The following is a 26,898-nucleotide window of genomic DNA, read 5'->3' as shown; positions in this document are numbered from 1 at the left end:
ATGCAAGATTATATGCAGCATTTACCTCACATGCAGGAAATAAAAAGCGAAATTTTAAATAAGGTTTTAAGTCAAGTTCAAAGCTATGATGAGAGTCAATTTAGCGCTAAAGATGTTAAAAATGCTTTAAATCAAACACATTTAAGCATAGAGCATTTAAAAGCCTTGCTTTCAAGTGCAGCAGAAGATTTCATAGAAGAATTAGCCTTTAAATCCGCTAAAGTCAAGCAAAAATATTTTGGAAATTCTATCTCTCTTTTTACCCCACTTTATTTGTCAAATTATTGTAATTCTAAATGTGTTTATTGTGGTTTTCAAAAAGGTAATAAAATCGCAAGAGCTAAGCTAAATGAAGCTGAAATTCACGAAGAAATGCAAGCCATTGCTAAAAGTGGTTTAGAAGAAATTTTAATGCTAACAGGCGAGGGCAGGGAGTTTGCAAGTGTAGAATATATAGCAAATGCTTGTAAAATAGCTAGAGAGTATTTTAAGGTTGTGGGCGTTGAAATTTATCCTATGAATGAAGATGAATATAAAATTTTGCATGAAAAGGGTTGTGATTATGTGACTGTTTTTCAAGAAACTTACAATCCTCTAAAATATTCTAAAATTCATTTAGCTGGTGAAAAACGCATTTTTCCTTATCGCTTTAATGCTCAAGAAAGAGCTTTAAAAGCGGGTATGCGTGGAGTGGCTTTTGCGGCACTTTTGGGTATAGATGATTTTAGAAAAGACGCTCTTGCTACGGCGCTTCATGCACATTTTTTACAACAAGCTTATTCGCATGCTGAAATTTCTATTTCAGTGCCGCGTTTAAGACCTATTATCAATAATGCCAAAATCCATCCTAAAGATGTAAGTGAAAAACGCCTTTTGCAAGTACTTTGTGCTTATAGACTCTTTTTGCCTTTTGCGGGCATTACCATTTCAAGTCGTGAAAGAATAGGTTTTAGAGATGAGGTTATCAAGCTTGGTGCTACTAAAATGAGTGCAGGAGTGAGTGTGGGTATAGGTGAGCATAAGGGTGAGAAAAATGGCGATGAGCAGTTTGAAATTTCAGATGATAGAAGCGTAGATGAAATTTTAGCTATGCTTAAAAGATCAAATTTGCAAGCTGTGATGAGCGATAGTATCTATGTGGGGTAAAAAAATCATCGCCATAAGCGATAGAAAATGTGTAGAGATAGACTTTTTAAAGCAGATTGAAAAACTTGCTAAGGCTAAGGTAGATGCTATAGTTTTAAGAGAAAAAGATTTAAGCGAATTTGAGTATTATGACTTAGCAAAAGAAGTTTTAAGCATTTGCGCAAAGCAAAAAGTGACTTGTTTTTTGCATTTTTTTGATAGGGAGTGTTTAAAATTGGGACATCGTTATTTTCACGCACCGCTTTCTTTGCTAAGAAAAGAACCTAAATTAACAAAATATTTTCATATACTTGGTACTTCAGTCCATAGCAAAGAAGAGCTTTTAGAGGCGATGAGCTATAAGGTAAATTATGCTTTTGTAGGGCATATTTTTGAAAGTTCTTGCAAGATGGGTTTAGAACCTAAAGGGATTGATTTTTTAAAATCCTTGCTTGAATTTAGTCAAATTCCACTTTATGCTATAGGCGGTATCAATGCTCAAAATATAGAAAATTTTAAAGATATAAATGTAGTAGGTGTTTGCATGCGTGAAATTTTAATGAAAGAAAAAGATCTTAAAAAGTGTCTTTTAGAATGTAGGCAAAATTTACGATGAATAAAATTCTTTCTTTACCAGAAGATTTAAAGCAATTAAAAGGTGTCAATTATAAAAAAATTAAATCTTGCACTTTTGCTAAATATACACAAACGGATACTTCGCATTCTACTTTTGTTAATGTAGGAAGTCATCTTTTAACTTTTGTTCGCAAAGGATATAAAATTTTACACACTGCATCAAAAGATTATAAGATTAACTCTTATGAAACTTTGTTTTTAAAAGCTGGGAGCTATACTTTAAGCAATGTAGGACTTAGTAAAGGAGTTTATGAAGCTTATTTATTTTTTTTTGACAATGCATTTTTAATTGAGCTTATTTATAAGTATAAAGATTTTTTTAAACTAGATCAAAAGTTTCAAAACTATGAAATTTTTTGGGTAAAAAATGATAAGATTTTGCAAGGAATTTTGGAAAGTTTTTCACCGCATTTTGAAGAAAATACGCAAATTTTAGATCCTATAGTGAGTTTGAAATTTGAAGAGATTTTTTTACATTTGCTTTTAAATAAGAATATTTATTTTATTAGTTTTTTATCAGGAATTTTAAAAGAATTTCGCCTTGATCTTTCCCAACTTTTTGAGTATTGTGGTAGAGAATTTTTAAGCGTAAATGAAATGTCTAATTTTGCGAAATTAGATTTAGCAACTTTTTCTAAAGAATTTAAGAAATGTTTTGGACAAAGTCCTAAAAAATGGTTAGATGAAAAAAGGTTGCAAAAAGCAAAGATTTTACTTAAATTTTCTAAAAAAAATATCAATGAAATAGCTAATGAGTGCGCTTTTTCTTCGGTAGCTTGGTTTATTGAAAGATTTAAAGAGAAATATGAGCAAACTCCTAAGCAATATCAAAAAACAAAAAACTTGTATTTTTTATCAAAAAACTAGCACATTTTTTTTATCTAAATAAATATAATTCAATGAAAATATTTTTAAATAAAGGAGAAAATATGAAAAAATATGTTTTAAGTTTAGCGCTTCTTGGAAGTTTGCTTGGTGCAAGTGAATTAAAATATCAAGAATTTGATGGTTTTAAAAGCCCTGAAAGTATTTTTGTAGATAAAAACTATGTTTATGTATCTAATGTAGGAGAAAAACTTGAACCTTTGGCGAAAGATAATGATGGATTTATTTCTAAGCTTGATAAAAATGGCAAAGTGCTAGAATATAAATTTTTAACCCATCTTAATGCACCAAAAGGCATGATGGAGATTGGAAAAACTCTTTATGTGGTAGATATCGATGTTTTACGCGGTTTTGATCTTAAAACTAAAAAAGAAATTTTTAATTTACCTATTAAAGGTGCAATCTTTTTAAATGACATAGAAAAATTAGACGACAATACGCTTTTGGTTAGCGATACTGGCACAGGGCTTATTTTAAAGGTTGATTTAAAAACTAAGCAATATGATGAATTATTAAAACTTGATTTAGCAAAATTTGGCGGTCCAAATGGGTTATATCTAGATAGAAAAAAACATAAGCTTTTTATAACTGGTTATCATCCTGATGGTGTAAGTGGCGGTGTTGTAATGGCTTATGATTTAAATACAAAAGAACTCAGTATAATTAAAAATGAAAAAGAATCTTATGATGGAATAGTTCCTTATAAAGATGGTTTATTGGTAAGTTCTTGGGGAAATAATCTAAATGGATATATTTATAATTTAGATAATGTTAAATCTGTAAAACTTGAACTTCCTTTGATGAAAGGTCCTGCAGATATATTTATTGAAGGTAATATTTTATGGATTCCTAAGATGGCAGAAGGTAAAATATTCAAAGTAGAACTTAACAAATAAGGCTTTTATGGCTTCTTTTAAAAAGATATTTTGGATTAATGTTATTATTGTTATTATTGTAGCTTTTAATCTTAGAGCCCCAATTACTGCAGTGGGGCCTATTATTGATATTATTAAAGATAAGTATTATTTAAACTCAACCGTAGCAGGCATACTTACAAGTCTTCCTTTGATAGCTTTTGGAGGTATTTCTTTTATTGTGGGGTATTTTTCTCCTATTCGTGCTATTGTTTTTGGAATTTTTTTAATTTTTTTAGGCGAAATTATTCGTTCTTATTTTGGTGTATATGGCTTATTTTTAGGAATGTTAGCAATGGGCTGTGGTATAGCAATTGCAAATGTTTTACTCCCTAGTTTTATTAAAGAAAAATTTCCAAAAAAATGGCAAGTATAATGGGAATTTATAGTCTTGTTTTGAGTATTTCTTCGATTATTAGGTATTGCTTTAGCTATACCTTTGCTTAGTGTATTTGATTTAGCTGGAGCTATGTTTTTCTGGGCTATTTTTTCTTTTGTAGCTTTAGTAGTTTACTATCCTCAAGCTAAAAATGGTAGATTTTTTCGTATTAAGAAAAAAGCTCATAAAAAAATCAATCTTTTTATAAATTTAACAACTTGGAAAATTACTCTTTTTATGGGATTTCAAAGTTTTTTAGCTTATTCTTTGTTTTTTTGGTATGTTCAAATTGTTGTAGAAAAAGGATTTGATAAAGAATTTTCTACAAGTATGGTTTTATTTGCTCAACTTGTTGCAGCTCCAGTGTCTCTTTTTGGCCCTTTACTTTTAGGAAAATTAAGACAAAATTTACATACTTTTTACATAGCAGGTTTGTGCAGTATGTATGTGATCGCTTTTGGTATGCTCTTTATTTTTGATAGTAAAATTTCTATTATTATCAGTGCTTTTATCATGGGTTTTCCATGGGGTGGAGTTTTTGGCATTGCGTTGCTTTTTATTGCACAAAAAAGCTCTAATGCTCAAATAGCAGCGAGACTTTCTGCTTTAGCTCAGGGTTTTGGATATTTAATTGCAGCACAAGGACAATGGATTATAGGTTTTTTGCATGACAAATTTGAAAATTTTTCATTTGCTATTTTGATGTTAGTTTTTGTTGGAATTTTAGTAAATATCTTTGGATATTTATCTTATAAAAGTCAAATTATCAAATAAAGCTTTTTGGATTAGCATATCTGCGCCATTTTTTTGGGTTATATTTTGCAATCTTGTAGAAATATTTTCTAGATTTAGTTTTAATATTGACTTAAAAAATTCATCAAGATTAATAGAGTTTTGCATAAAAATTTGACATAAAGCTTGATCTTGTAAAAATTTAGCATTAAAGTATTGATGATTTTTAGCTGCATAAGGATAAGGTATAAAAATAGTGGGCAAAGTATTAGCACAAAGTTCAAAAAGAGTACTTGCACCTGCTCTTGATATAGCTAGATCTGCATTTTTCATTTTTTTTTCCAAATTTAAACTAAAATCAAAAATATCAGCTTGGATATTTAAGCTTTGATAATGTTTTTTGCACTTTTCAAAATCATTTTTTCCACATTGATGGATGATTTTGATATTTTGTTCTTGAAGTTTTGGTGCTAAATTTAAAGCTAGTTCGTTGATAAATTGAGCTCCTTGTGATCCTCCTAAGAAAATAATATTTTTTAATTCTTTGCGAATCCTAGCATTATCAAAAAATTTATCTGCTACAGGATAAGGGCTAATTTCTTTTTCAAAGGCGCTAAAAAATTTTGTAGCGAAAGGTTTTAAAAGCATATTTAAAGAGCCGCTTTTTGAATTTTGTTCATGTATAAAAAGAGGCAAATGTGAGAATAAAGCCGCAAAAGATGCAGGAGCTGCACTGTATCCACCTACACTAAAAACGGCTTGGATGTGGTATTTTTTAAAAATTTCTCTACAATCTTTGGAGAGTTTTAAGGTGTGGAGTAAAGAACTGATTTTGTCAAATTTGCTTTGATTAACCACTCCTTTAGAGCTTAAAAAAAATTTTTCCTTAAAGCGTACTTCATTTTCAAACCAAGCTTTATCTTGACCATTTTGACTGCCTATGTATACACATTCTATATTTTTTTTAATCGCACTTTCTAATAAGCAACGCACTATGGCCAAATGTCCTCCAGTTCCACCACCTGTTAAAGCTATTGTCATAATTTAACCTTTTTTGAAATCATTAATACATATCCTATGCCTATGCAAATTGCCCACATTGAACTTCCTCCATAGCTTAAAAGTGGAACCGCTACACCTTTTAGTGGAGTAAGAGAAATAATACCAAAAGCATTCATAAAGAAAGAAAAAAGTAAAAGTAAGGCTATGCCTGAACAAAAAATAAAATCTTGTTTAGCTTCACATCTTCCTGCAATTCTAAAAATTCTTAAAATCATCCAAAGATAAATATAGCAAATAACCCCAAGACCTAAAAGTCCTATTTCTTCAGTAATTCCTGAAAGAACAAAGTCAGTATGCACTTCACTTAAAAAGCCTAATTTAAAAGTTCCAAGTCCTAGGCCTTCGCCAAACATTCCTCCATGGGCTATAGCATTTAAAGAGTGTGAAATTTGATAAGGCTCGCTGTTACTACTTACTCTTAAAGCATTTGCCAGCCAATCAGGAAGCATAGGTAAAAAAGCATCTTGTATATTCCCCCACCAAGAAGCGATTCTTTGAATTCTTCTTTGGTTACTAAAAATTACCATTATACCTATCATCATAATGATTAAAGTTCCAAAAGCAAAAAGTCTTTTACTAGCTCCTGCAAAAAAAGCTAAAGCTAGAATCAAAAAGAAAGAAATTACACTTTGTCCCAAATCGTTTTGAGTGATATAAATATATCCTATAACTATAGAAGCTAAGATACAATAAGGCAGAAGAATTAAAGCCTCGTGTCTGATAGCTTTTTTACTATCATCAATACGCCTTGTATAGCTCCATGCTAAAAAATAAATCAATCCTATTTTAAAAAATTCCACAGGAGAGATAGAGAGTGGGCCTAAGCGTATCCAGCGTTTAGCTCCTCCGCTAGCTGTTGCTAATGCAGAAGGTAAAAATGGCAAAATGATGATAAAGATAAAAGAAATAATCAAAATAGCTAAAATAATTTTTTTAGAAAGTGCTTTATCAGGATCCAATCGAGAAATAAAAAACATTATAAGTATGCCACTAATTCCAAAAAAAAGCTGACGAATAAAAAAATGAAACTCGCTATAGTCAAGAAAAAGAACAGTAAAAGCTGTAAGAGAGTATGAAAATACTATTCCTATGGTGATTAAAATACAACTTAAATAAAATAATCTTTTATCAGCAACCATTATAATTATAACTTTTCTTTATTGGAATTAAAATTTTAAAAAGTTTTATTATAACTAAAATAAATTAAATTTTTTGCTAAGTTTTTGTAAGGAAAATTTGCTAAAATTAACAATAAAAATATAACAAAAAAGGCAAATTATGAATCAAATCCATAAAATTCTCATAGCAAATAGAGCTGAAATAGCTGTTAGAGTAATCCGTGCTTGTAGAGATTTACATATTAAAAGTGTTGCAGTTTTTACAGAGCCTGATCGTGAATGTTTGCATGTAAAAATCGCAGATGAGGCTTATCGCATAGGAACGGATGCTATAAGAGGATATTTAGATGTTGCTCGTATTGTCGAGATTGCTAAGGCTTGTGGTGCTGATGCGATCCATCCTGGTTATGGATTTTTAAGTGAGAATTACGAATTTGCTAAGGCTTGTGAAGATGCTGGAATTATTTTTATAGGTCCAAAATCTGAAGTAATCCATAAGATGGGAAATAAAAATATCGCTCGTAAGTTAATGGCTAAAAATGGCATACCTATTGTTCCAGGGACTGAAAAATTAAATTCCTATAGCATGGAAGAAATTAAAATTTTTGCTGAGAAGATTGGTTATCCTGTTATTTTAAAAGCTTCAGGTGGTGGAGGTGGACGCGGAATTCGCGTTGTTCATAAAGAACAAGATCTTGAAAATGCCTTTGAATCTTGCAAAAGAGAAGCTTTAACATACTTTAATAATGATGAAGTATTTATGGAAAAATATGTAGTTAATCCCAGACATATAGAATTTCAAATTTTAGGAGATAACTACGGAAATATTATCCATCTTTGTGAAAGGGATTGTTCTATTCAAAGAAGACATCAAAAGGTAATTGAGATAGCACCTTGCCCTGGAATTTCAGATAATCTTAGAAAAACCATGGGTGTTACAGCTGTGGCAGCTGCTAAGGCTGTAGGTTATACAAATGCTGGAACTATAGAGTTTTTGCTTGATGATTATAATCGCTTTTATTTTATGGAAATGAATACAAGAATTCAAGTTGAGCATCCAATTACTGAAGAAATTACAGGTATTGATCTTATTGTAAGACAAATTCGTATTGCAGCAGGAGAAATTTTGGACTTAGAACAAAGCGATATTAAACCTAGGGGTTTTGCTATTGAAGCTAGAATTACTGCTGAAAATGTATGGAAAAATTTTATTCCAAGTCCTGGAAAAATAGGAGAATACTACCCAGCTCTTGGACCATCTGTTAGGGTTGATAGTCATATTTATAAAGACTATACTGTGCCGCCTTATTATGATTCCATGCTTGCAAAGCTTATTATTAAAGCAACAAGTTATGATTTAGCGGTTAATAAGCTTGAGCGTGCTTTGAAGGAATTTGTGATTGATGATATTAGAACAACAATACCATTTTTAATTGCCATTACAAAAACAAGAGAATTTAGAAGGGGGTATTTAGACACCTCTTTCATAGAAACACATATGCAAGAATTATTAGAAAAAACAGAAGATCGTCATCAAGAAAATAAAGAAGAAGTTATAGCTGCAATAGCTGCTACGCTTAAAAAAATACGAGAAAGTAGGGAATAATAGATGGATTTTTTAGACAGTCTTAAAAGTATTAAAAAAGAAATGCAAGCTAACACCAATACTTCAAAATTAGCGAAGAAATCAAGCAAGAGTGGTGCAAGTGTAAAAAATTTAGAAAAACTAGCTAAAGATATTCGCGAAAAAAATCAAGAAACAAACATAGATAAGGAAATGCAAGAAATTTTCTTAAAGCAAGAAAAACTACAGGATGAATTTTCCGAATTTATCAAAAATACAGATATTAAGAAAATTTAATGCTTGAGATTGGTTTTTGTACTCTTGAAGATCAGTGTCCTTACTTAAAGGATAAACGTTCAAGAATAGAGTATAAATACATTGAAAATTGCCCTAAAGAAATCAATAATGAGCTAATAAAACGAGGTTGGCGTCGTTTTGGTAGGTATTTTTCACGCCCTATTTGTAAAGATTGTGATGAATGTTTAAGTCTTAGAATTTTAGTTAATGAATATAATTTTTCAAGAAGTGAAAGAAGGGTTGTAAATAAAAATATTAACACCAAAGTTATACTTAGAACGCCCAATTTAAGCAATGAACATTTGTTTTTATATGATAAATACCATCGTTTTATGGAAGAAAAAAAGAACTGGAAGCGTTATGATTTAAGCTTTAAACAGTATTATAATCTTTATGTCGATGGTTTTATGAATTTTGGATATGAGCTTGCATTTTATATAGAAGATAAGCTCGTTTGTGTTGATTTGATTGATATTTTAGAGGATGGAATTTCAAGCATTTATTGTTTTTATGATCCTGATTTTTCGTATTTTTCTTTGGGTAAATTTTCTTTGCTCAATGAAATACAAATAGCTAAAAAAATGAACTTAGATTATATTTATCTTGGGTATTTTGTAAAAAAGTGTCAATCTTTATCTTATAAAGCCGATTATACACCCAATGAAATTTTAAAAGGCACTAAAGAGCTTTTTGAAAATGAGGTTTTATGGGAGAAATAGATGCAAATCGTGCAAACTTTAGAAACTATCAATGTTAATACAGATGATATTAGCGTATTTCAGTATTTTAAAGACTTGATTACCAAAAATTTCACAAAGGTCATAGGACGAAAAAATAAAATTTTTTCTTTTTTTGAAGAAAATGAAATTCCACAGCGCCGTTATTTCTTAAAAGTTTTAGATCAAAAATATCGTAAAAGCACAAATGAAGGTATAGAGAATTTACAAGATGCTCATTTTAAAACTTTTAGATTAATTTTTGAGCAAAATAATATGCTTAAGCCTATGTTGTTTATCAAGATTGATTTTGTTGCGGGTAGAATTTTGATGAAGTTAAGCTCTAATGAAAAATTATTTATTACTTATATAAGAAATTATTTTCAAGATCATAATATAGAATATAATGAAATGACAAATATTCTAATTTTAGAATATAAAAACGAGAATACCCTTGAACTTTTTGAAGCTTTTGCAGATGAGAGCGAGCATTTAAAATATTGCGTGAATTTTGAAGTTGACCGCGAAGAGTATAAAAAATTTCGCCAAAATATTCACAATAAAGAAAATATGAAATGGAAATTTAATGCTTTAGCTAAGCTTTTTAGTAATTATTTTAATACTTTAGAATGCACTCCGCAAAATGATCTTAGTGAAATCAGACAAAAATATTTGATTTTGGTAAAACTTTATCATCCTGATTTTCATCAAGGAAAAAGTGCAATAGAAAAAGCTTACGCAAGAGAACAGTTTGAAAAAATACAAATCGCCTATGATAACTTAAAAGCACTTTATAAGAATAATACTTAAAAAAATTAAATTAATCATTTTGGTTAATTTAATTTTTCTCTCTCATAAATTTTTCTTAATTTGCTATCTAGTTTAAAACAAAATTTAAAAAGTGCAGGTACTACGAGTAAGGTAAGCAAAGTCGAACTTATAAGTCCAAAGATAATGGCTATTGCCATAGGAGAATTAGCTTCATAGCCCGCACCCCTTGAAAGAGCAAGTGGGAGCATAGCAAAAATCATAGCAAAAGTTGTCATCAATATAGCCCTTAAGCGTGATTTTCCAGCGATTAAAAGAGCTTTATCGGGATCTAAACCTTCATGGCATTTTTTATTAGCTACATCTACGAGTAAAATAGCATTTTTCCCCACCATACCAAAAAGTAAGATGATGGCAATAAGTACAAAAAGTGAAAAATTATGCCCTGTGATAAAAAGCCCTATAGAAGCTCCGCCAAAGGCTAAAGGCATGGTTATCATGATGATTAAAGGCAGAATAAAACTTTCATAAAGTGCGGCTAAAACAAGATAAATTAAAACAAAAGCAAGTGCTACTGCCATAGCAAAACCTTGCACGGTTTCACCTAAAAGATTGATAAAGCCTGAAAAAGCATAGCTAAGACTTGGATTGTTATTTAAAATTTTATCCATATTATCTAGTAAAAGTTTTTGCACCGCTCCTAAGGAAAGATCATTCACTCCAGCTGTGATTTTCACAGAGCGGTTTTTATTGTAACGATTGATAGTTTTTAAATCTTTACTGTATATAAAATCCACCACGCTTGAAAGTTCTAAATTTATACCTTGGTTGTTTTTAATGCTAATGCGCTTTAAAGCTTCTATGTTTTTTTTAAATTCTGGAGCAAAACTTAGGATAATATCATCTTTTGAATTGCCTCTATCCATGCTTCCTACGCTAAGTTGCGAGAAAGAATACCCTAAAACCCCAGCGATATATTGAGGATTGACATCTAAAAGTTTGGCTTTTTCTTTGTTGATGTGTAAGGCTACTTCATCTTTTGTAGCATTAGCATTATCGCTTATATCTACAATGCGCGCATTAGTGCCTAAAATTTCTTTTGCCTGAGAAGCAGCTTCTTTTAGAGTGTTTAAATCATCTCCTAAGATTAAAAATTGCACGGGATCATCAATGCCCGCACCCTCTATCTTTGGAAGTTCTAAAATTTTGATTTTTAAACTTTCATCTTGAAATTTTTGACGATATAAACTTACTATGGCACTTTGTCTTAAATTTCTTTCGTCTAAATTTTTAAGTTTAACATAAATTTTAGCCTTTGTAGCATCTTTGGCATCATCATAGCCTACAAGTAAAAAAGCGTATTTGACATTGCTATCATTTTTGATTTTTTCAAGCAAATTTAAACTTTTTTCTTTCATGGCTTCTAAACTTAAATCCTTTTTGCTTTCAAGCAAAACTTGAATTTCACTATCATCTTCCATAGGTAAAAAATCAAGCCCTATGCGAGTGGCTAAAGCAAAAGAAAGCCCTATAAAAACAAGAGTGGCTAGGATAAATTTTACTTTATTTTGTAAAATTTTATAGAGTAAATTTTCATACTTTTGCTCTATTTTTTCAAAAAAAGCTTCTGTTTTTTCATAAAACTTGTTTTCTTTTGGATTTAAAAATCTTGCCCCAATACTAGGTATTAAAAATACAGAAACCAAAAAGCTTATAACTATCCCACTTGCAACACTTATGCCTAAGGCATTGAAAAAAAGCCCTGATATAGAGTTCATATAAGAAATAGGGATAAAAACACAAAGTAAAACTATACTTATGCTTAAAACGCTAAAACCTATTTCATTGATACCTAAAAAAGCAGCTTGTAAAGGCGGATAAGTTTTTAGTTTTTTAGCAATATTTTCAATCACTACTATAGCATCATCGATAAAAATTCCTATGCTTAAGGTTAAAGCTATAAAAGTTAAGCGGTTTAAATCATAGCCTAAAAGATCGATAATAAAAAAAGTTGAAATGATAGAAGTAGGTATAGCTATGCAAGCAATGAGAGTTGCACTTAAATTTCTTAAAAATAAAAACACGATAACAAGGGTTAGAAAAATCCCCAAAACCATATCAAAAATCACTTGAGAAAGGTGCTTGTGGATATTTAAGCTTTTATCATAAAGCATATTAATGCTTATATCTTTTGGAATTTGTTTTTCTAAAATAGGCAAGGCATTTTTGACATTTTTAATCATTTCAAGGGTGTTATAATTTGTGATTTTTCCGAGTTCTAAAAGCACCCCTTCTTTACCTTCGTATAAAGCACTTTGTTTTTCATCTTCATAAAGGCTTGAAATATTAGCAATATCACTTAAAAATACTCCTGTTTTTATGCGAAGATTGCTAAGTTCTTCTAAATTTGTGGCTTCAAAATAGCCTTTGATGATATAGTTATCTTGATTGTTGTTAAGTTCGCCTAGGGCTTGTTTAAAATTTTGACTTTTGATGATATTTGCTACATCAAGGGCGTTAAGATTGTATTTTCTAAGTTCGTTTGGTTTTAATTCTATGCGAATTTGGGGTTCTAAAAACCCCTTAGCTTCGATTTTACCTACTCCTTCAACTCTTTGCAAAAAAGGTTTTATTTTGTCATTGATTTCACGCATGAGTTGTAATTTATCTTTAGAATATAGAAAAAGTGAAATAGCAGAACCAGAATCTGAACTGATTTTTTCAATTTCAGGCTTAGAAGGTAGGCTTAAAGTTCCTATTTTATCACGCACATCATTGGCAGCTACTTCAAGATTTTTACCCAGTTTAAACTCGACTACACTTACACTAAAATTATCATATGCAGCTGAGGTTATGGTCTTTACTCCATCGATTTCACTTAAAGCATTTTCTATTTCTTTAGTGACTTTTGATTCTACGAAGTTTAAATCCCCATTTATCTTGCTTGTGATTTTTATAAGAGGTATGGAAACATTAGGAAATAAATTTACACTCATGCTAAAAGCAGAGATTAGCCCAAAAATCATAAGAGCTAAGAAAAACATTAGCACGGTAATAGGTCGGTTTATAGCTAGTTTAAACATTTTTAATCTTTAGTGATGATTCTACCTTCACCAAAAAGCCCTGGTGTTAGATTTGTGGTTTGCACTTCAGCATAAATTTTTCTTGTTTTTACTTCTATACTTGGATAAATAAGGCTGATTTTTCCTTTCAATTCTGTACCATTTTGATCGATTTTATAAAAGAAATCATCGCCTAATCTAACTTTATCTTTATATTTTTCATCAAAACTTAAAATCAGTTTGCTTTGTGGATAGGAAAAAATTTCTATTAAAGGTTGAGCTACTCCTCCTACTCCTTCACCCACTTGTATAAATTTGTTTGCGATAATAGCATCATAAGGTGCGCGTAATTCTTTTTTTGCCATGATATTTTTATAATAAGCTATATTGATTTTTGCTTTGTTTAAATTTAAATTAGCAGCATCAAACTTAGCTTTCATATCTTCATAGCTTTGTTTGTCTATAACATTTTCTACAGCTTTGATTTTTTGCATCCTACTTTTGGTATTTTCGTATTCTACAAGGGCAAGTTGATAAGAATTTTGAGCATTTTGAAGAGCTATTTTTTCACTTTCTTGATCAAGAGCAAGTAAAAGTTCTCCTTTGCTGACTTTTTGTCCAATTTCTACAGGAATTTTTTGAACCAAACCTATGCTTTCAAGGGCAAGTTTGCTTTGTTTTGATGCTTCTACATTGAAACTTGCGTAAATTTCTTCGCCAAAGGCGCAATTAAAAACAAGAAGTAAAAATAGAATTTTTTTCATTCTTTAACCTTTGAATTAAGATCTATACCCGCATTAAAATAATAATTTGCTTTAGTAATTTCAAATTCATTTTTAGCAAGCTCTAAATCGCTTTGTGCTTTAAATTTAGCCTCTAAAGCTTGAAGATATTCTACATAAGAAACAAGTCCTGCTTGGTATTTTTTATCTACACTTTCAAAAGCTAAATTTGCAGCATTTAAGCTAAGATTAAGAGCTAAAATTTGTTCTTGTAAAACTTTTAAACTTTTGTCTAAATAATTTAATTCTTCTTTATTTTTTCTCTCGCTAAATCTTGCATTTGCATTGGCTATTTGAACATTTAAACGCTCTTTTTCAACTTCTTTCGCCCTTGCATTGAAATCAAAAATTTTCCATTCCATACCTAAAATAAATTGATTACCTTGAGAATATTTTTCTAAGAATTGATCCGCTAAATTTGCAAAAGGAGCTGGAACTTTTGGATTATAATTGTTTTTATAAAAGTTAAAATTATCTTGAATATAAAATTTTGGAAAATATTCAGCTTTTGCTAAATTTACACTTTCTTTAGCAAGATTGATTTGTTCTTTAGCTATCATTACTTCATAGTTTTGACTTTTTTCTTGTTGTGGATTTTCTAAAAAAGCATTCCCTTGCACTTTAAAATCCGTATCGCTTAAAATTTTAATCTCTTTTTGTATATTGGCAAGTTTTAATTCATTTTGACTGAGCTCTAATAAGCTTAAATGGTATTTAGCCTTAATGCTTTCAAGTTCATCTTTAGGGCTAAGTCCTGCGTCGTAAAATTTTTGCAATCTTCCAAAAGTTGATTTTAAAAAAGATACTTTTTGTTGATTGGCTAGTAAAATTTTTTCAAGACTTAAGGTGTTAAAATAAAGTGTGATTGCATTTAGGGCAAGGTAATTTTTATTTTGTTCTTTGTCTAAAAGGCTTAATTTTTCTCTGCTTTCTAAAGCTCTTAAATTAGCCTCTCTAGCACCCCCATCAAAAAGCAAAAAATTAAGAGAAACTTTAGCAAATAAACTTTCTTGTGGATCGATAATGAAGCGATCTTTATTGTTGGCTACATAAGCTGAGTTTAGACTAAGAGAGGGTAGGTAATTTCTAAAAGCTTGTTCTTTGTCTAAATTTGCTTGTTCGCTTTGCATTTGCTTAATGAGATAGGATTCATTATTTTGACTTAGTGCTATAAATTCGTGCAAATTAGAAGCTAACATTGCTAAGGGATAAAGAGCTAAAAATATAGCTGATTTTAAATATTTTTCAAACATTTTGATATTTTAATATGTTTTATATAAATTTCAATTGAAGTTTTTTATATAAAATAAAATTTATTTGTTTTAAACATAAATTTTGTTAAAATCCTAGCTTTAAAATTTTATATTTAGGATGAAATTTTGTCGGTAAAAAATATTAGAAATTTTTCTATTATAGCTCATATAGATCATGGAAAATCTACTCTTGCAGATAGGATTATTAGTGAGTGTGGTGCTATTAGCGATAGGCAGATGAGTTCACAAGTTATGGATACTATGGATATAGAAAAAGAGCGTGGTATCACCATAAAAGCACAATCAGTGCGTTTAAATTATAGATTTAATAATGAAAATTTTGTTTTAAATCTTATTGATACTCCTGGCCATGTGGATTTTTCTTATGAAGTGAGTCGTTCTTTGGCAAGTTGTGAAGGAGCTTTGCTTGTAGTAGATGCTTCTCAAGGTGTTGAAGCACAGACTATAGCTAATGTTTATATAGCGCTTGAAAATAATCTTGAAATCATTCCTGTGATTAATAAAATCGATTTACCTAATGCTGATGTTGAGAAAGTAAAGCATGAAATCGAGCATATTATAGGTATAGATTGCAAAGATGCAATTTGTGTGAGTGCAAAAACAGGAGTGGGTATAAAAGAGCTTATAGAAACAATTATTACTAAAATCCCTGCACCAAAAACAGATGATGAAGCTCCTACTAAGGCTTTAATTTATGATTCTTGGTTTGATAATTATTTGGGTGCTTTGGCTTTGGTTAGGATTTATGAAGGAAGTATTGCTAAAAACGATGAAGTTTTAGTCATGAGTACGGATAAAAAACATATAGTTCAAGATCTTTTTTATCCCCACCCTTTAAGTCCAATTAAAACTCAATCTTTACAATCAGGCGAAGTAGGTGTGGTGGTTTTAGGGCTTAAAACCGTAGGTGATGTACAAGTAGGCGATACCATCACTTTGGTAAAAAACAAAGCTAAAGAAGCCATAGGTGGTTTTGAAAAGGCTAAAGCTTTTGTATTTGCGGGACTTTATCCTATAGAAACGGATAAATTTGAAGATTTAAGAGATGCTTTGGATAAATTAAAGCTTAATGATAGTTCTATTACTTATGAGCCTGAAACTTCTTTGGCCTTAGGCTTTGGTTTTAGGGTAGGATTTTTAGGGCTTTTACATATGGAAGTTATCAAAGAAAGGCTTGAGAGAGAATTTAATCTTGATTTGATTGCTACAGCTCCAACTGTGACTTATGAAATTTATCAAACCGATGGAGAGCTTATTAAAATTCAAAATCCTAGCGAGCTTCCTCCTGTTAATAAAATCGATCATATAAAAGAGCCTTATGTTAAAGCTACTATCATTACTCCAAGTGAATTTTTAGGGAATTTAATCACTCTTTTAAATCGCAAAAGAGGAGTACAGGTTAAAATGGACTATATCACACCTGAGCGTGTTTTGCTAGAATATGATGTGCCTTTAAATGAGATTGTGATGGATTTTTATGATAAATTAAAGTCCTTAACAAAAGGTTATGCGAGTTTTGATTATGAGCCTATAGAATTTAGAGTAGGGGATTTGGTAAAACTTGATATTAAGGTAGCGGGTGAAAATGTTGATGCGCTAAGCATTATCGTGCCTAATGAAAAAGCGCAAAGTAAAGGAAGAGAACTTGTTAGTGCTATGAAAGAAATAGTTCCTAGACAGCTTTTTGAAGTGGCCATTCAAGCAAGTATTGGAAATAAAATCATCGCAAGAGAAACTGTTAAATCCATGGGTAAAAATGTGACAGCAAAATGTTATGGTGGGGATATTACTAGAAAAAGAAAGCTTTTAGAAAAGCAAAAAGAAGGTAAAAAAAGAATGAAAGCTATAGGTAAGGTAAATTTACCTCAAGAGGCTTTTTTGAGTGTTTTAAAGATAGATTGATGATAAATTTAAAACTTGGCTTGAAATTTGCTTGTATTTTTAATACAATTTTAAAAATAATTTTCTAAGGAGAAAAAATGTTTAAAAAATTTTTGATTTTTATAGTGCCTATTTTATTTTTGAGTGCTTGTGCAACTAAACAAGATACTTTTGCTCAAGTTAATCAAATTTCTAAAAATTCTCAATGCAGTTCTTGTGAAAGTCCTGGTGGTTTTGAAGCAAAGATTAAAGGGCTTTTATACATTAGCGATGTTGGAATTCAATGTTGTGCCAATAAACGCACTTTAGACACTGGTATTGCTTTGAAAAAGGTTTATTTACATAGATTTTATGATTTAAAAGAAGGGCAAAAGGTTTTAAATGCTAAAGGGAAAAAGTTATTTGTTGATGTGAATTTTAATGCGGTATTTTATACTTATTTAAAACAAGAACTTGAAGCTAGAGGAATAGTTGTGCTTGACAATAACGATCAAAATTCACCTTATGTGAGTAAGATTGATTTAGAATTTATATCTTATGGAGCAACTCAAGATGCTATAGGATTACATTCAAAACTAGTAGGAGTTTTACAAGTTAGTGATATAAATAAAAATAAGAAATTTACAATCCGCACCAAGCAAGATGTACAAGGTTTTGATGATTTAAAAGAAACAACTTTTTATACTCATTTGTTAATAAAACAAATGGCAAATAAAGCAGCTAGCTTAATCTCTGAACTTTGAGGTGTATAAATTGCGGAGCTTTTGCTCTGCTCTGCTTTTGTGAATTATGCGAGCTAGAGCTTTCTGAATTTTCCTTAAATGTAAGAAAGCTTGATAATAATTTCAAAGTCTATTCTTTTTATAAATACCATGAAATACAACACTTGCTTCACTCTAAACATTATTTTTATGGTTATTTTGTTTATAAAATGCTTGCTAAATTAAGTTTTGCAAAATTTAAAGATTTTTTTGATCCTAGAATGACAATTAATGTTATAGCTTTAGATGATAAGGTTGAAGATATGCTTTATTCGCATTCTGCTATTTTAGCTAGACATCTTAAAACAAAATTTGTAAAACCTGTTTTTAATGTTTTAAAAGCACAAAATCATATTAAATATTCTGGAAAAAGTTTAGAATTTCGTCAAAAACATAAAAGAAATTACAAACTCTTAAAAACCATTCACGAACCTGTAATTTTAGTAGATGATATTGTAACGACTGGTTCTAGCCTTTTGGAAGCTAAAAAAGTTTTAGAAGAAAATAAAATTTCTGTACTTTTTGCTCTTGTTTTAGCTGATGCAAAAGTTTAATATGCTATAATCAAAACTTTGAACTAATAGAAGGATTTTTATGGAGAATATTTTTAGCAAAGATTCTGATATTGAACTTGTAGATATAGAAAATTCTATAAAAGGTAGTTACTTAGACTATTCTATGAGTGTTATTATAGGTCGTGCTTTGCCTGACGCAAGAGATGGTTTAAAGCCTGTTCATAGAAGAATTTTATATGCTATGCAAAATGATGAGGCAAAAAGTAGAACAGATTTTGTCAAATCAGCCCGTATAGTGGGTGCTGTTATAGGTCGTTATCATCCACATGGAGATACAGCAGTTTATGATGCTTTGGTTAGAATGGCTCAAGATTTTTCTATGAGATATCCAAGTATTACAGGACAAGGTAACTTTGGATCTATAGATGGTGATAGCGCTGCTGCGATGCGTTATACTGAAGCAAAAATGAGTAAACTTTCTCATGAGCTTTTAAAAGATATAGATAAAGATACGGTCGATTTTGTTCCAAATTATGATGGTTCAGAAAGTGAACCTGATGTCTTACCTTCTAGGGTTCCAAATTTATTATTAAATGGTTCAAGTGGTATAGCTGTAGGTATGGCGACAAACATCCCACCTCATAGTTTAAATGAGTTGATAGATGGACTTTTATATTTGCTTGATAGTAAAGATGTAAGCTTAGAAGAGATTATGCAGTTTATCAAAGGTCCAGATTTTCCAACAGGTGGAATAATTTATGGTAAAAAAGGTATTATAGAAGCTTATCGCACAGGGCGTGGTCGCGTGAAAGTGCGCGCTAAAACTCATATTGAAAAAAAGACAAATAAAGATGTTATTGTTATAGATGAGCTTCCTTATCAAACCAATAAAGCTAGGCTTATAGAGCAGATTGCAGAGCTTGTTAAAGAAAAGCAAATTGAAGGAATATCTGAAGTAAGAGATGAGAGCAATAAAGAAGGAATCCGCGTTGTTATAGAGCTTAAACGTGAGGCTATGAGTGAAATTGTTTTAAACAATCTATTTAAATCTACTACTATGGAAAGTACTTTTGGTGTGATTATGTTGGCAATTCACAATAAAGAACCTAAAATTTTCTCTTTGTTAGAACTTTTAAATCTTTTCTTAACCCATAGAAAAACAGTTATTATTAGAAGAACGATTTTTGAACTTCAAAAGGCAAGAGCAAGAGCTCATATTTTAGAAGGTCTTAAAATTGCACTTGATAATATAGATGAAGTGATTGCTTTAATTAAAAATAGTTCTGATAATAATACTGCAAGAGATTCTTTGGTAGCTAAATTTGGTCTTAGTGAGCTTCAAGCGAATGCTATTTTAGATATGAAACTTGGTCGTTTAACAGGACTTGAAAGAGAAAAAATCGAAAATGAACTTGCAGAATTAATGAAAGAAATTGCAAGACTTGAAGAAATTTTAAAAAGTGAAACCTTGCTTGAAAATTTAATTCGCGATGAATTAAAAGAAATTAGAAGTAAATTTGATGTGCCACGTATTACTCAAATTGAAGATGATTATGATGATATTGATATTGAAGATTTGATTCCTAATGAAAATATGGTTGTAACTATTACGCATCGTGGTTATATTAAGCGTGTGCCTAGTAAACAATATGAAAAGCAAAAACGAGGCGGAAAAGGAAAATTAGCCGTTACGACTTATGATGATGATTTTATAGAAAGTTTCTTTACGGCAAATACACATGATACACTTATGTTTGTAACAGATCGTGGACAGCTTTATTGGCTTAAAGTTTATAAAATTCCTGAAGGCTCAAGAACGGCCAAAGGAAAAGCAGTGGTAAATCTTATTAATTTACAAGCTGAAGAAAAAATCATGGCTATTATTCCAACCACGGATTTTGATGAGAGTAAATCTTTATGTTTCTTTACTAAAAATGGTATTGTAAAGCGTACAAATTTGAGTGAATATCAAAATATCAGAAGTGTAGGAGTTAGAGCGATCAACTTGGATGAAAATGATGAGTTGGTAACTGCTATTATTGTTCAAAGAGATGAAGATGAAATTTTTGCCACTGGTGGTGAAGAAAATTTAGAAAATCAAGAAATTGAAAATTTAGATGATGAAAATCTTGAAAATGAAGAAAGTGTAAGCACGCAAGGTAAAATGCTCTTTGCAGTAACCAAAAAAGGTATGTGTATCAAATTCCCACTTGCTAAAGTGCGTGAAATCGGCCGTGTAAGTCGTGGGGTGACGGCTATTAAGTTTAAAGAGAAAAATGACGAATTAGTAGGTGCAGTTGTTATAGAAAATGATGAGCAAGAAATTTTAAGCATAAGTGCAAAAGGTATAGGAAAACGCACAAATGCTGGAGAATATAGATTGCAAAGCAGAGGTGGTAAGGGTGTAATTTGTATGAAACTTACAGAAAAAACCAAAGATCTTATTAGCGTAGTTATAGTAGATGAAACTATGGATTTGATGGCTCTTACAAGTTCAGGCAAGATGATACGTGTTGATATGCAAAGCATTAGAAAAGCAGGGCGTAATACGAGTGGTGTCATTGTAGTTAATGTGGAAAATGACGAGGTGGTTAGCATCGCTAAGTGTCCTAAAGAGGAAAATGATGAGGATGAGTTAAGCGATGAAAACTTTGGTTTAGATTTGTAATAAGTTTAAAGTTGGAACGCTTATTGCTTTTTATTTTTTACTAATTACAATATTTTGAAGGTGTAAAAATGAAAAAAATTTATTTTATGCTAGCAATAGCAGGAATTTTCGCTGGTTGTGTATCAAGTGCAAACAGTGCAACTAAAAATTCAAGTGCAAATAGCACTGCCCCATCTCAAGATGTTATCGTGCAAAAAGTCGATAAAGATGATGTGCGTGATATTATCAGAGAAGAAAAAATGTTGGCTCCAGATGCTAGCGAAACGGAACTTAGTTTTACAGCAGTTGGTGAAGGGATTGCTCCGATGAATACAGTTTCTACTGCTCAAGCCCTAGCTTTAGCAAAAAGAGCAGCGATTACAGATGCTTACAGACAGCTTGCAAGTAAGCTTTATGGTGTGAAAGTGAATGGTAAAGACACCGTAAAAGATGCAATGCTTAGAAGTTCAACTATTACTGCGCAAGTAAATGGTTTGATAAAAAATGCAAGTATTATTGATCAGAATTTTAATCAAGGGCTTTATAGGGTAAACTTAGAACTTAAAATCGATGCAGACAAGTGGAAAGAATTGTTTGCTTATTAATCTTTCTTAGCTTTAAGCTTTTTGCCCAAGATGAATTTATTTTTTGGGCAGAGCTTTCTAGTAAAAATTTCATTCTCTTTCATCAAAATCAAAATTTATCCTTAGCAATGACGCAAAGCGAAAATGTTGAAGAACAATGGGTATGTGAAATTTCTTATAGTGATCAAGATTTAAAAGTTTTACCTCGAACTTCTTTAGGATTGATTGATGATAATATGCCAAAAACAATTAAATTTAATTTTTTAAATTCTCATAAAGATGAGTTAAGCGATTGCTTTATAGGGGCTAGAATCAGTGTTAAGGATATTGTTAATACTGACTTATTACGTGCTCAAAGTGAAACTTATGTTAAAATTTTACCCTTGCGTTTTACCGTGGAATTTGGCGAACAAAATGCGATAATTTATTATCTTAAAAAAAAGTAAATTCAAAATTAAGCGCAAATTGGATACTATAGTAGAAATTTTTTAAAAGGCTTAGGATGAATTTAGTCATAGTAGAAGATGATATTAATATGCGCAAATCCTTAGAAATTGCATTAGCAGAGTATGAAGAATTTAATATTAAATCTTATAAATCTGCTACTGAAGCTTTAAAAAAAATAGATGAGAATACAGATTTGATTATTACAGATATTAATATGCCAGGAATTGATGGTATAGAATTTGTTAAAGCCTGTGAAAATAAATATGATTTTATTATTATGACAGGAAATGCTACTTTAAGCCGTGCTATAGAAGCGGTTCGTTTGGGAGTAAAAGATTTTTTAACCAAGCCTTTTGATGTTGATACTTTAGTCGAGGCTATTAAGCGTGCTAAAATCATAAGAGAAAAAACAGCCGATAAAAAAAGCAAAAAAAATGAAAAAAAAGAAGAAAATAAAGATTTTTTTTCAACTTCTCCTAATTTAGAAAAAACATTAAATTTAAGTCAAAAAGCGGCTAAAACTGATGCCTCTGTAATGTTTTTTGGAGAGAGTGGAGTAGGAAAAGAGGTATTTTCTCGTTATATTCACACTCATTCTAAACGCTCTAATAAGCCTTTTGTTGCTATTAATATGGCAGCCATTCCTGCAAATTTGATTGAAAGTGAGCTTTTTGGTTTTGAAAAAGGTGCTTTTACTGATGCTAATGCAACTAAAATAGGGCTTTTTGAAATGGCTAATGAGGGCACTTTATTTTTAGATGAAATTGGCGAAATGCCTTATGAAATTCAAGCCAAACTTTTAAGAGCTTTGCAAGAAAAAGAAATTACGCGACTTGGAAGTACAAAAAGCATCAAAATAGATGTAAGAATTATCAGTGCAACTAATGCAAATTTGGATGAAAAAATAAAAAATGGCGAATTTCGTTCAGATTTATATTATCGTTTAAACACTGTTCCTATTAATATCCCGCCTTTAAGAGAGCGTAAAGAAGAAATTTTAGGTATAGCTCAAAAGGTTTTAGAAGATACTTGTAAAGAATATGATTTTAAGGAAAAACAGCTCAGTCAAGAAGCTAAAAATGCTTTACTTGAATATGATTTTCCTGGTAATATTAGAGAATTAATATCCGTTGTACAAAGAGCTTGTATTTTAAGTGAAAATGATGAAATTTCAAGTGAAGATTTGTTCTTAGAAGCTAGAAGTATAAAAAAAGATGTAAAGAATTTAGAAAAAGAATTGATTTGTGAAGTTCTTTTAAGTGTAGATTATGACAAGGATCAAGCTTCTCAAATTTTAGGTATGGATATAAAAATTTTAAATGAAAAAATTAAAAAATATCAAATAAAGGATAAGTAATGTCAAAAAAACAAAAAATAGCCATTGTGGGTGCTACTGGTGCGGTTGGGGAAGAGCTTTTAAATGTTTTAGATGAACTTGATTTCCCAGTGGAAAGTATTTTACCTTTAGCAAGTGCAAAAAGTGTAGGTAGTGAAGTAGAATTTAAAGGCAAAGCTTATAAAGTCAAAGAACTTACCGAAAATGTATTTAAAGAAAATCCTATTGATATTGCTTTTTTTAGCGCAGGTGGAAGTGTGAGTGAAAAATATGCTAAATTTGCAGTAGAATCAGGTGCTATTGTAATTGATAATACAAGTCATTTTAGAATGGAAAAAGATGTTCCTTTGGTGGTTCCTGAATGCAATCCTGAGGATATTAAAGATTGGAAAAAAACAGGGATTATTGCTAATCCAAATTGTTCTACTATACAAATGGTGCAAGTTTTAAAACCTTTAAATGATGCATTTAATTTAAAGCGTGTTGATGTAAGTACCTATCAGGCTGCAAGTGGAGCAGGAAAAGAAGGAATGCAAGAATTGGTTGAAGCCATGCAAAGTTTTTTTGCTTTTAAACTTGATGAATTTGAACCTCAAACTTTTCCTTATACTTTGGCACTTAATCTTATTCCACAAATTGATGTTTTTATGGATAATGATTACACTAAAGAAGAACTTAAAATGGTCAATGAAACTCAAAAAATTTTACATAAAAATTTAGAAGTTTCGGCAACTTGTGTAAGAGTGCCTGTTTTAAGAAGTCATAGCGAAGCCATTACTATGCATTTTGAAAAAGAAATAGATGTAAAAAAAGCTAAAGAAATTTTAGAAAAAGCACCAAGTGTTATTGTCATAGATGATCCTAAAAATAAAAAATACCCTATGCCCTTAATGACTAGCGATACTAATGAAACTTATGTAGGAAGAATTCGTGCTGATGTGTATGATAAAAAAATACTCCATCTTTGGTGTGTGGCGGATCAAATTCGTGTAGGTGCTGCAACAAATGCTGTGCGTATTGCGCAAAAATGGTTAGAATTAAAAAATAAATAAGGAAAAAAATGTTAGAGAAAATATTTGAATCTTTACTTGTTAGAAGTCGTATTGTTACAATTTTACCCGTAATTTTTGGTTTAATTGGAGCTTTTGTATTGTTTTTTATTGCAAGTTATGATGTTTTAAAAGTTATATTTTATACTTATAATTATTTTTTTGATGCAGGTTCTAATGTGGATTTGCATGAGGATGTGGTGGCTTTAATTATAGGAGCTGTTGATCTTTATCTTATGGCTTTAGTTTTGTTTATTTTTTCTTTTGGAGTTTATGAGCTTTTTATCAGCGAAATAGAAGAATTTAAACAAACAAAACAAAGCAAGGTTTTAGAGGTGCATAGCTTAGATCAATTAAAAGACAAGCTTGCAAAAGTTATCATTATGGTCTTAGTGGTAAATTTCTTTCAAAGGGTTTTACAGATGAAATTTGCTACTCCTGTGGATATGGCTTTTCTTGCTGGATCGATTTTAGCTCTTTGTGTAGGACTTTATTTTTTACACAAAGGTGGTCATTAACAAGGATTATCTTTTTTTGATATAATCGTTTTTTTGTGTTTAAAGAATAAAAATGAAAAAAATATTTTTAATTGGTATGATTTTAAATCATTTTGTTTTTGCAGCTCCGTTAGATGAAGTCTTTAAAGATATAGAAGTTTCAGGGACTGTTCGTTATCGCTATGATATTAAAAAAGAAAAAAAATACAACAAAAAAACACATAGATATCAAAATAAAACACAAACAGAAATTACAATAAAATAAGGAAAATCATGATTGCACGCTGGTTGTTTATTAGTTCAATATTTGTTGTTGCGCTTTTTGGTATTAACTTGAAATCATTTTTTACTTATACCTTTGATGCAAATAAGCAATATGATATGGAAAAAGCGAAGGCTTTGTATTTTCAAAATAAATGCAATACTTGCCATGGAGATAATGCTGAAAAGAGTGTTATAGGATCTAGAATTTTAAAAGATATGTCTCCTGAGGATATTAAAGGAGCTTTGATAGGTTATACTCTTGATAGTAGCAGTTCTACAACAGCTTCTCAAATGGCTTTTTATGCTAGAAATTTAAGCCACGAGGATATAGATAATATTATTGCTTATATTAAAGGTGGAAATTTTGCGCTTGATTTGCAAGTAAAAGATCTTCTTGAAGAAGAACCTGCGCAAAAAACAAAACATAATATATTTCTAAAATAAAATGTAAAAACTATAATTAAAAGGAATACTATGAAAAAACTAACTTTAACTTTAAGTGTTTTAACTATGGTAAATTGCTTATATGCTAAGGATATTAATATAGGAGTAGTTTTACCTTTAACTGGAACTGTGGCAGCTTATGGGCAAGATGTTTTTAACGGAATTGAACTGGCTAATAAGCTACAGCCAAAACTTTCAAATGGAGATGTTATTAAACTTATCACAATAGATACAAAAGGAGATAAGCTTGAAACTTCAAATGGAGTTAATCGTTTAATAGCAACAGATAAAGTCCTTGGGATTATTGGTGAAGCTACAACTCCAAATACCATTCAAGCTATTTCTATAGCAGAAGAGAAAAAAATTCCCCTAATAGCTCCAGTGGCATCTGGAGATAAATTGCTAGATAAAAAGAAATATGCAAGTAGAGTTTGTTTTAAAGATAGTTTTCAAGGAGATAAATTTGCTACTTATGTATCTAAGGATTTAGGACTTAAAAATGCTGTTATCATCATAGATCAAAGCAATGTTTATTCTTTAGGTTTGGCAAGAGCTTTTGAAAATTCTTTTAAGAATAATGGTGGGAAAATTATAAAAAAACTTGTTATTAATTCAGGAGATAAAGATTTTAGAGCTGTAGTTTCTCAACTTAAGAGTTTAAATCCTGATTTTGTTTATATGCCTATTTATCATCCTGAAGCTGCTTTAATTGCGAGACAAGCAAGACAAGTTGGTTTTGATAAACTTTTAGCAGCAGGAGATGGTGTTAATAATCAAACTTTTATAGATCTTGGCGGAAGTGCTGTTAATGGAGTAATTTTCACTGATAGTTTTGATTATAACAATCCATCTACACAATTAGGAATAGATTTTGTTGTAGCTTATGAGAAAGTGAAAGGAACAAAAGAACTTCCAGCATTTTCGGCTATGGGGGCTGATGCGTATTTTGTAATGTTCAATGCTATGAATGCTTGCGTTGATAATCTTAGCAGCGAATGTATTAATAGTAAAATTCATCAAACTAAAGATTTTCAAGCTGTTGGTGGTGTGATTAGCATAGATGAAAGCGGTAATGCTATTCGTTCTGTTGTGATTAAAGAAATTCAAAATCAAAAACAAAATTATAAAACAATTATAAATCCATAATTACTAAAATAAA

25 protein-coding genes and 1 pseudogene are annotated in these 26,898 nt (G+C 30.5%); 21 read left to right on the top strand and 5 right to left on the bottom strand.

The annotated features are described in order from the left end of the window. The 5 genes and pseudogenes from thiH to OT390_RS05335 all read left to right on the top strand — a co-directional run bounded on the left by thiH (position 1) and on the right by OT390_RS05335 (position 4,713). Complete coding sequence (gene thiH / locus OT390_RS05355; RefSeq protein ID WP_406611462.1) at positions 1 to 1,146, top strand: 2-iminoacetate synthase ThiH; 1,146 nt, start codon at positions 1 to 3, stop codon at positions 1,144 to 1,146. Next, on the top strand, positions 1,136 to 1,741 hold the full coding sequence (locus OT390_RS05350) for a thiamine phosphate synthase (protein WP_052798128.1): 606 nt from the start codon (positions 1,136 to 1,138) through the stop codon (positions 1,739 to 1,741). The genes thiH and OT390_RS05350 overlap by 11 nt, the downstream gene beginning before the upstream one ends. After that, positions 1,738 to 2,628 carry an AraC family transcriptional regulator gene (locus OT390_RS05345; protein WP_002852985.1) on the top strand — a complete coding sequence of 297 codons (891 nt, stop codon included), beginning with the start codon at positions 1,738 to 1,740 and terminating at the stop codon, positions 2,626 to 2,628. Before OT390_RS05350 ends, OT390_RS05345 begins: the two co-directional genes overlap by 4 nt. A 62-nt stretch (positions 2,629 to 2,690) precedes the next feature. Then, on the top strand, positions 2,691 to 3,542 hold the full coding sequence (locus OT390_RS05340; protein WP_002852987.1) for an ATP-binding protein: 852 nt from the start codon (positions 2,691 to 2,693) through the stop codon (positions 3,540 to 3,542). Between the two features lie 7 nt (positions 3,543 to 3,549). Continuing rightward, positions 3,550 to 4,713, top strand: a pseudogene (locus OT390_RS05335) (MFS transporter). Here the strand turns inward: OT390_RS05335 and murG are convergent. Both murG and ftsW read right to left on the bottom strand, forming a co-directional pair. Next, complete coding sequence (murG, locus tag OT390_RS05330; RefSeq protein ID WP_394535898.1) at positions 4,684 to 5,712, bottom strand: undecaprenyldiphospho-muramoylpentapeptide beta-N-acetylglucosaminyltransferase; 1,029 nt, start codon at positions 5,710 to 5,712, stop codon at positions 4,684 to 4,686. The pseudogene OT390_RS05335 and the gene murG sit on opposite strands and share 30 nt — an antisense overlap. Next, positions 5,709 to 6,872 (bottom strand): putative lipid II flippase FtsW, encoded by a 1,164-nt coding sequence (ftsW, locus tag OT390_RS05325; RefSeq protein WP_002853553.1) that lies wholly within the window; start codon positions 6,870 to 6,872, stop codon positions 5,709 to 5,711. The genes murG and ftsW overlap by 4 nt, the downstream gene beginning before the upstream one ends. A gap of 139 nt (positions 6,873 to 7,011) precedes the next feature. Here ftsW and OT390_RS05320 point away from each other — a divergent pair, with 139 nt between their 5' ends. Genes OT390_RS05320 through OT390_RS05305 form a run of 4 tightly spaced genes read left to right on the top strand, consistent with a single transcriptional unit; the run spans position 7,012 to position 10,238 of the window. Beyond that, positions 7,012 to 8,457, top strand: a complete 1,446-nt coding sequence (locus tag OT390_RS05320; protein ID WP_002856595.1) for an acetyl-CoA carboxylase subunit A — start codon at positions 7,012 to 7,014, stop codon at positions 8,455 to 8,457. 3 nt (positions 8,458 to 8,460) lie between these two features. Next, the gene (locus OT390_RS05315; protein ID WP_002853000.1) at positions 8,461 to 8,712 is read left to right on the top strand and encodes a hypothetical protein; all 252 of its coding nucleotides are present in this window, start codon (positions 8,461 to 8,463) and stop codon (positions 8,710 to 8,712) included. Continuing rightward, positions 8,712 to 9,431 carry an arginyltransferase gene (locus tag OT390_RS05310; RefSeq protein WP_002853863.1) on the top strand — a complete coding sequence of 240 codons (720 nt, stop codon included), beginning with the start codon at positions 8,712 to 8,714 and terminating at the stop codon, positions 9,429 to 9,431. Before OT390_RS05315 ends, OT390_RS05310 begins: the two co-directional genes overlap by 1 nt. Next, positions 9,432 to 10,238: an adenylosuccinate lyase gene (locus OT390_RS05305; RefSeq protein WP_002852998.1), complete on the top strand. Its 807-nt coding sequence runs from the start codon at positions 9,432 to 9,434 to the stop codon at positions 10,236 to 10,238. Between the two features lie 23 nt (positions 10,239 to 10,261). Here OT390_RS05305 and cmeF read toward each other — a convergent pair whose 3' ends face one another. From cmeF to cmeD, 3 genes are read right to left on the bottom strand one after another with little or no spacing between them, the layout of a single operon-like run. Next, positions 10,262 to 13,279 carry a multidrug efflux RND transporter permease subunit CmeF gene (gene cmeF, locus OT390_RS05300; protein WP_002860169.1) on the bottom strand — a complete coding sequence of 1,006 codons (3,018 nt, stop codon included), beginning with the start codon at positions 13,277 to 13,279 and terminating at the stop codon, positions 10,262 to 10,264. A gap of 2 nt (positions 13,280 to 13,281) precedes the next feature. Further along, on the bottom strand, positions 13,282 to 14,022 hold the full coding sequence (gene cmeE, locus OT390_RS05295; RefSeq protein ID WP_002797145.1) for a multidrug efflux RND transporter periplasmic adaptor subunit CmeE: 741 nt from the start codon (positions 14,020 to 14,022) through the stop codon (positions 13,282 to 13,284). Next, positions 14,019 to 15,293 carry a multidrug efflux RND transporter outer membrane subunit CmeD gene (gene cmeD / locus OT390_RS05290; RefSeq protein ID WP_052800214.1) on the bottom strand — a complete coding sequence of 425 codons (1,275 nt, stop codon included), beginning with the start codon at positions 15,291 to 15,293 and terminating at the stop codon, positions 14,019 to 14,021. Before cmeD ends, cmeE begins: the two co-directional genes overlap by 4 nt. Positions 15,294 to 15,419: 126 nt before the next feature. Here cmeD and lepA point away from each other — a divergent pair, with 126 nt between their 5' ends. From lepA to OT390_RS05230, 12 genes are all read left to right on the top strand, one after another. Next, a complete protein-coding gene (gene lepA, locus OT390_RS05285) occupies positions 15,420 to 17,216 on the top strand; it encodes a translation elongation factor 4 (RefSeq protein WP_002853722.1) in 1,797 nt (598 codons plus the stop codon). A 77-nt stretch (positions 17,217 to 17,293) separates the two neighbouring features. Then, positions 17,294 to 17,938: an outer membrane lipoprotein MapA gene (gene mapA / locus OT390_RS05280; protein ID WP_002852941.1), complete on the top strand. Its 645-nt coding sequence runs from the start codon at positions 17,294 to 17,296 to the stop codon at positions 17,936 to 17,938. Beyond that, positions 17,935 to 18,510, top strand: a complete 576-nt coding sequence (locus OT390_RS05275; RefSeq protein WP_002934653.1) for a ComF family protein — start codon at positions 17,935 to 17,937, stop codon at positions 18,508 to 18,510. The genes mapA and OT390_RS05275 overlap by 4 nt, the downstream gene beginning before the upstream one ends. Positions 18,511 to 18,550: 40 nt before the next feature. Then, complete coding sequence (gene gyrA / locus OT390_RS05270) at positions 18,551 to 21,139, top strand: DNA topoisomerase (ATP-hydrolyzing) subunit A (RefSeq protein ID WP_011049870.1); 2,589 nt, start codon at positions 18,551 to 18,553, stop codon at positions 21,137 to 21,139. A 68-nt stretch (positions 21,140 to 21,207) separates the two neighbouring features. Continuing rightward, positions 21,208 to 21,723, top strand: coding sequence for a flagellar assembly lipoprotein FlgP (gene flgP / locus OT390_RS05265; protein WP_002859181.1), 516 nt, complete (start codon positions 21,208 to 21,210; stop codon positions 21,721 to 21,723). Beyond that, positions 21,699 to 22,148, top strand: coding sequence for a flagellar assembly protein FlgQ (gene flgQ / locus OT390_RS05260; protein WP_002852929.1), 450 nt, complete (start codon positions 21,699 to 21,701; stop codon positions 22,146 to 22,148). Before flgP ends, flgQ begins: the two co-directional genes overlap by 25 nt. A gap of 56 nt (positions 22,149 to 22,204) precedes the next feature. Then, on the top strand, positions 22,205 to 23,506 hold the full coding sequence (gene flgR, locus OT390_RS05255) for a fla regulon two-component system response regulator (protein ID WP_002867162.1): 1,302 nt from the start codon (positions 22,205 to 22,207) through the stop codon (positions 23,504 to 23,506). Continuing rightward, positions 23,506 to 24,537: an aspartate-semialdehyde dehydrogenase gene (locus tag OT390_RS05250; RefSeq protein ID WP_002859182.1), complete on the top strand. Its 1,032-nt coding sequence runs from the start codon at positions 23,506 to 23,508 to the stop codon at positions 24,535 to 24,537. The genes flgR and OT390_RS05250 overlap by 1 nt, the downstream gene beginning before the upstream one ends. An 8-nt stretch (positions 24,538 to 24,545) precedes the next feature. Next, on the top strand, positions 24,546 to 25,052 hold the full coding sequence (locus OT390_RS05245; RefSeq protein ID WP_002852919.1) for a YqhA family protein: 507 nt from the start codon (positions 24,546 to 24,548) through the stop codon (positions 25,050 to 25,052). Positions 25,053 to 25,104: 52 nt separating this feature from the next. Next, positions 25,105 to 25,296: a mini-MOMP protein gene (locus OT390_RS05240; RefSeq protein WP_002853004.1), complete on the top strand. Its 192-nt coding sequence runs from the start codon at positions 25,105 to 25,107 to the stop codon at positions 25,294 to 25,296. An 8-nt stretch (positions 25,297 to 25,304) separates the two neighbouring features. Beyond that, a complete protein-coding gene (locus OT390_RS05235) occupies positions 25,305 to 25,739 on the top strand; it encodes a c-type cytochrome (protein ID WP_002853050.1) in 435 nt (144 codons plus the stop codon). A gap of 30 nt (positions 25,740 to 25,769) precedes the next feature. Next, positions 25,770 to 26,885 carry an ABC transporter substrate-binding protein gene (locus OT390_RS05230; protein WP_002934949.1) on the top strand — a complete coding sequence of 372 codons (1,116 nt, stop codon included), beginning with the start codon at positions 25,770 to 25,772 and terminating at the stop codon, positions 26,883 to 26,885. Positions 26,886 to 26,898 lie beyond the last annotated feature (13 nt).

Origin of the sequence: Campylobacter sp. CFSAN122748 (genome assembly GCF_045277125.1) — a bacterium.
Lineage (GTDB): Bacteria > Campylobacterota > Campylobacteria > Campylobacterales > Campylobacteraceae > Campylobacter_D > Campylobacter_D jejuni.
Note: the sequence above shows the minus strand (reverse complement) of the source record. Positions and strands in the feature narration are given on the sequence as shown.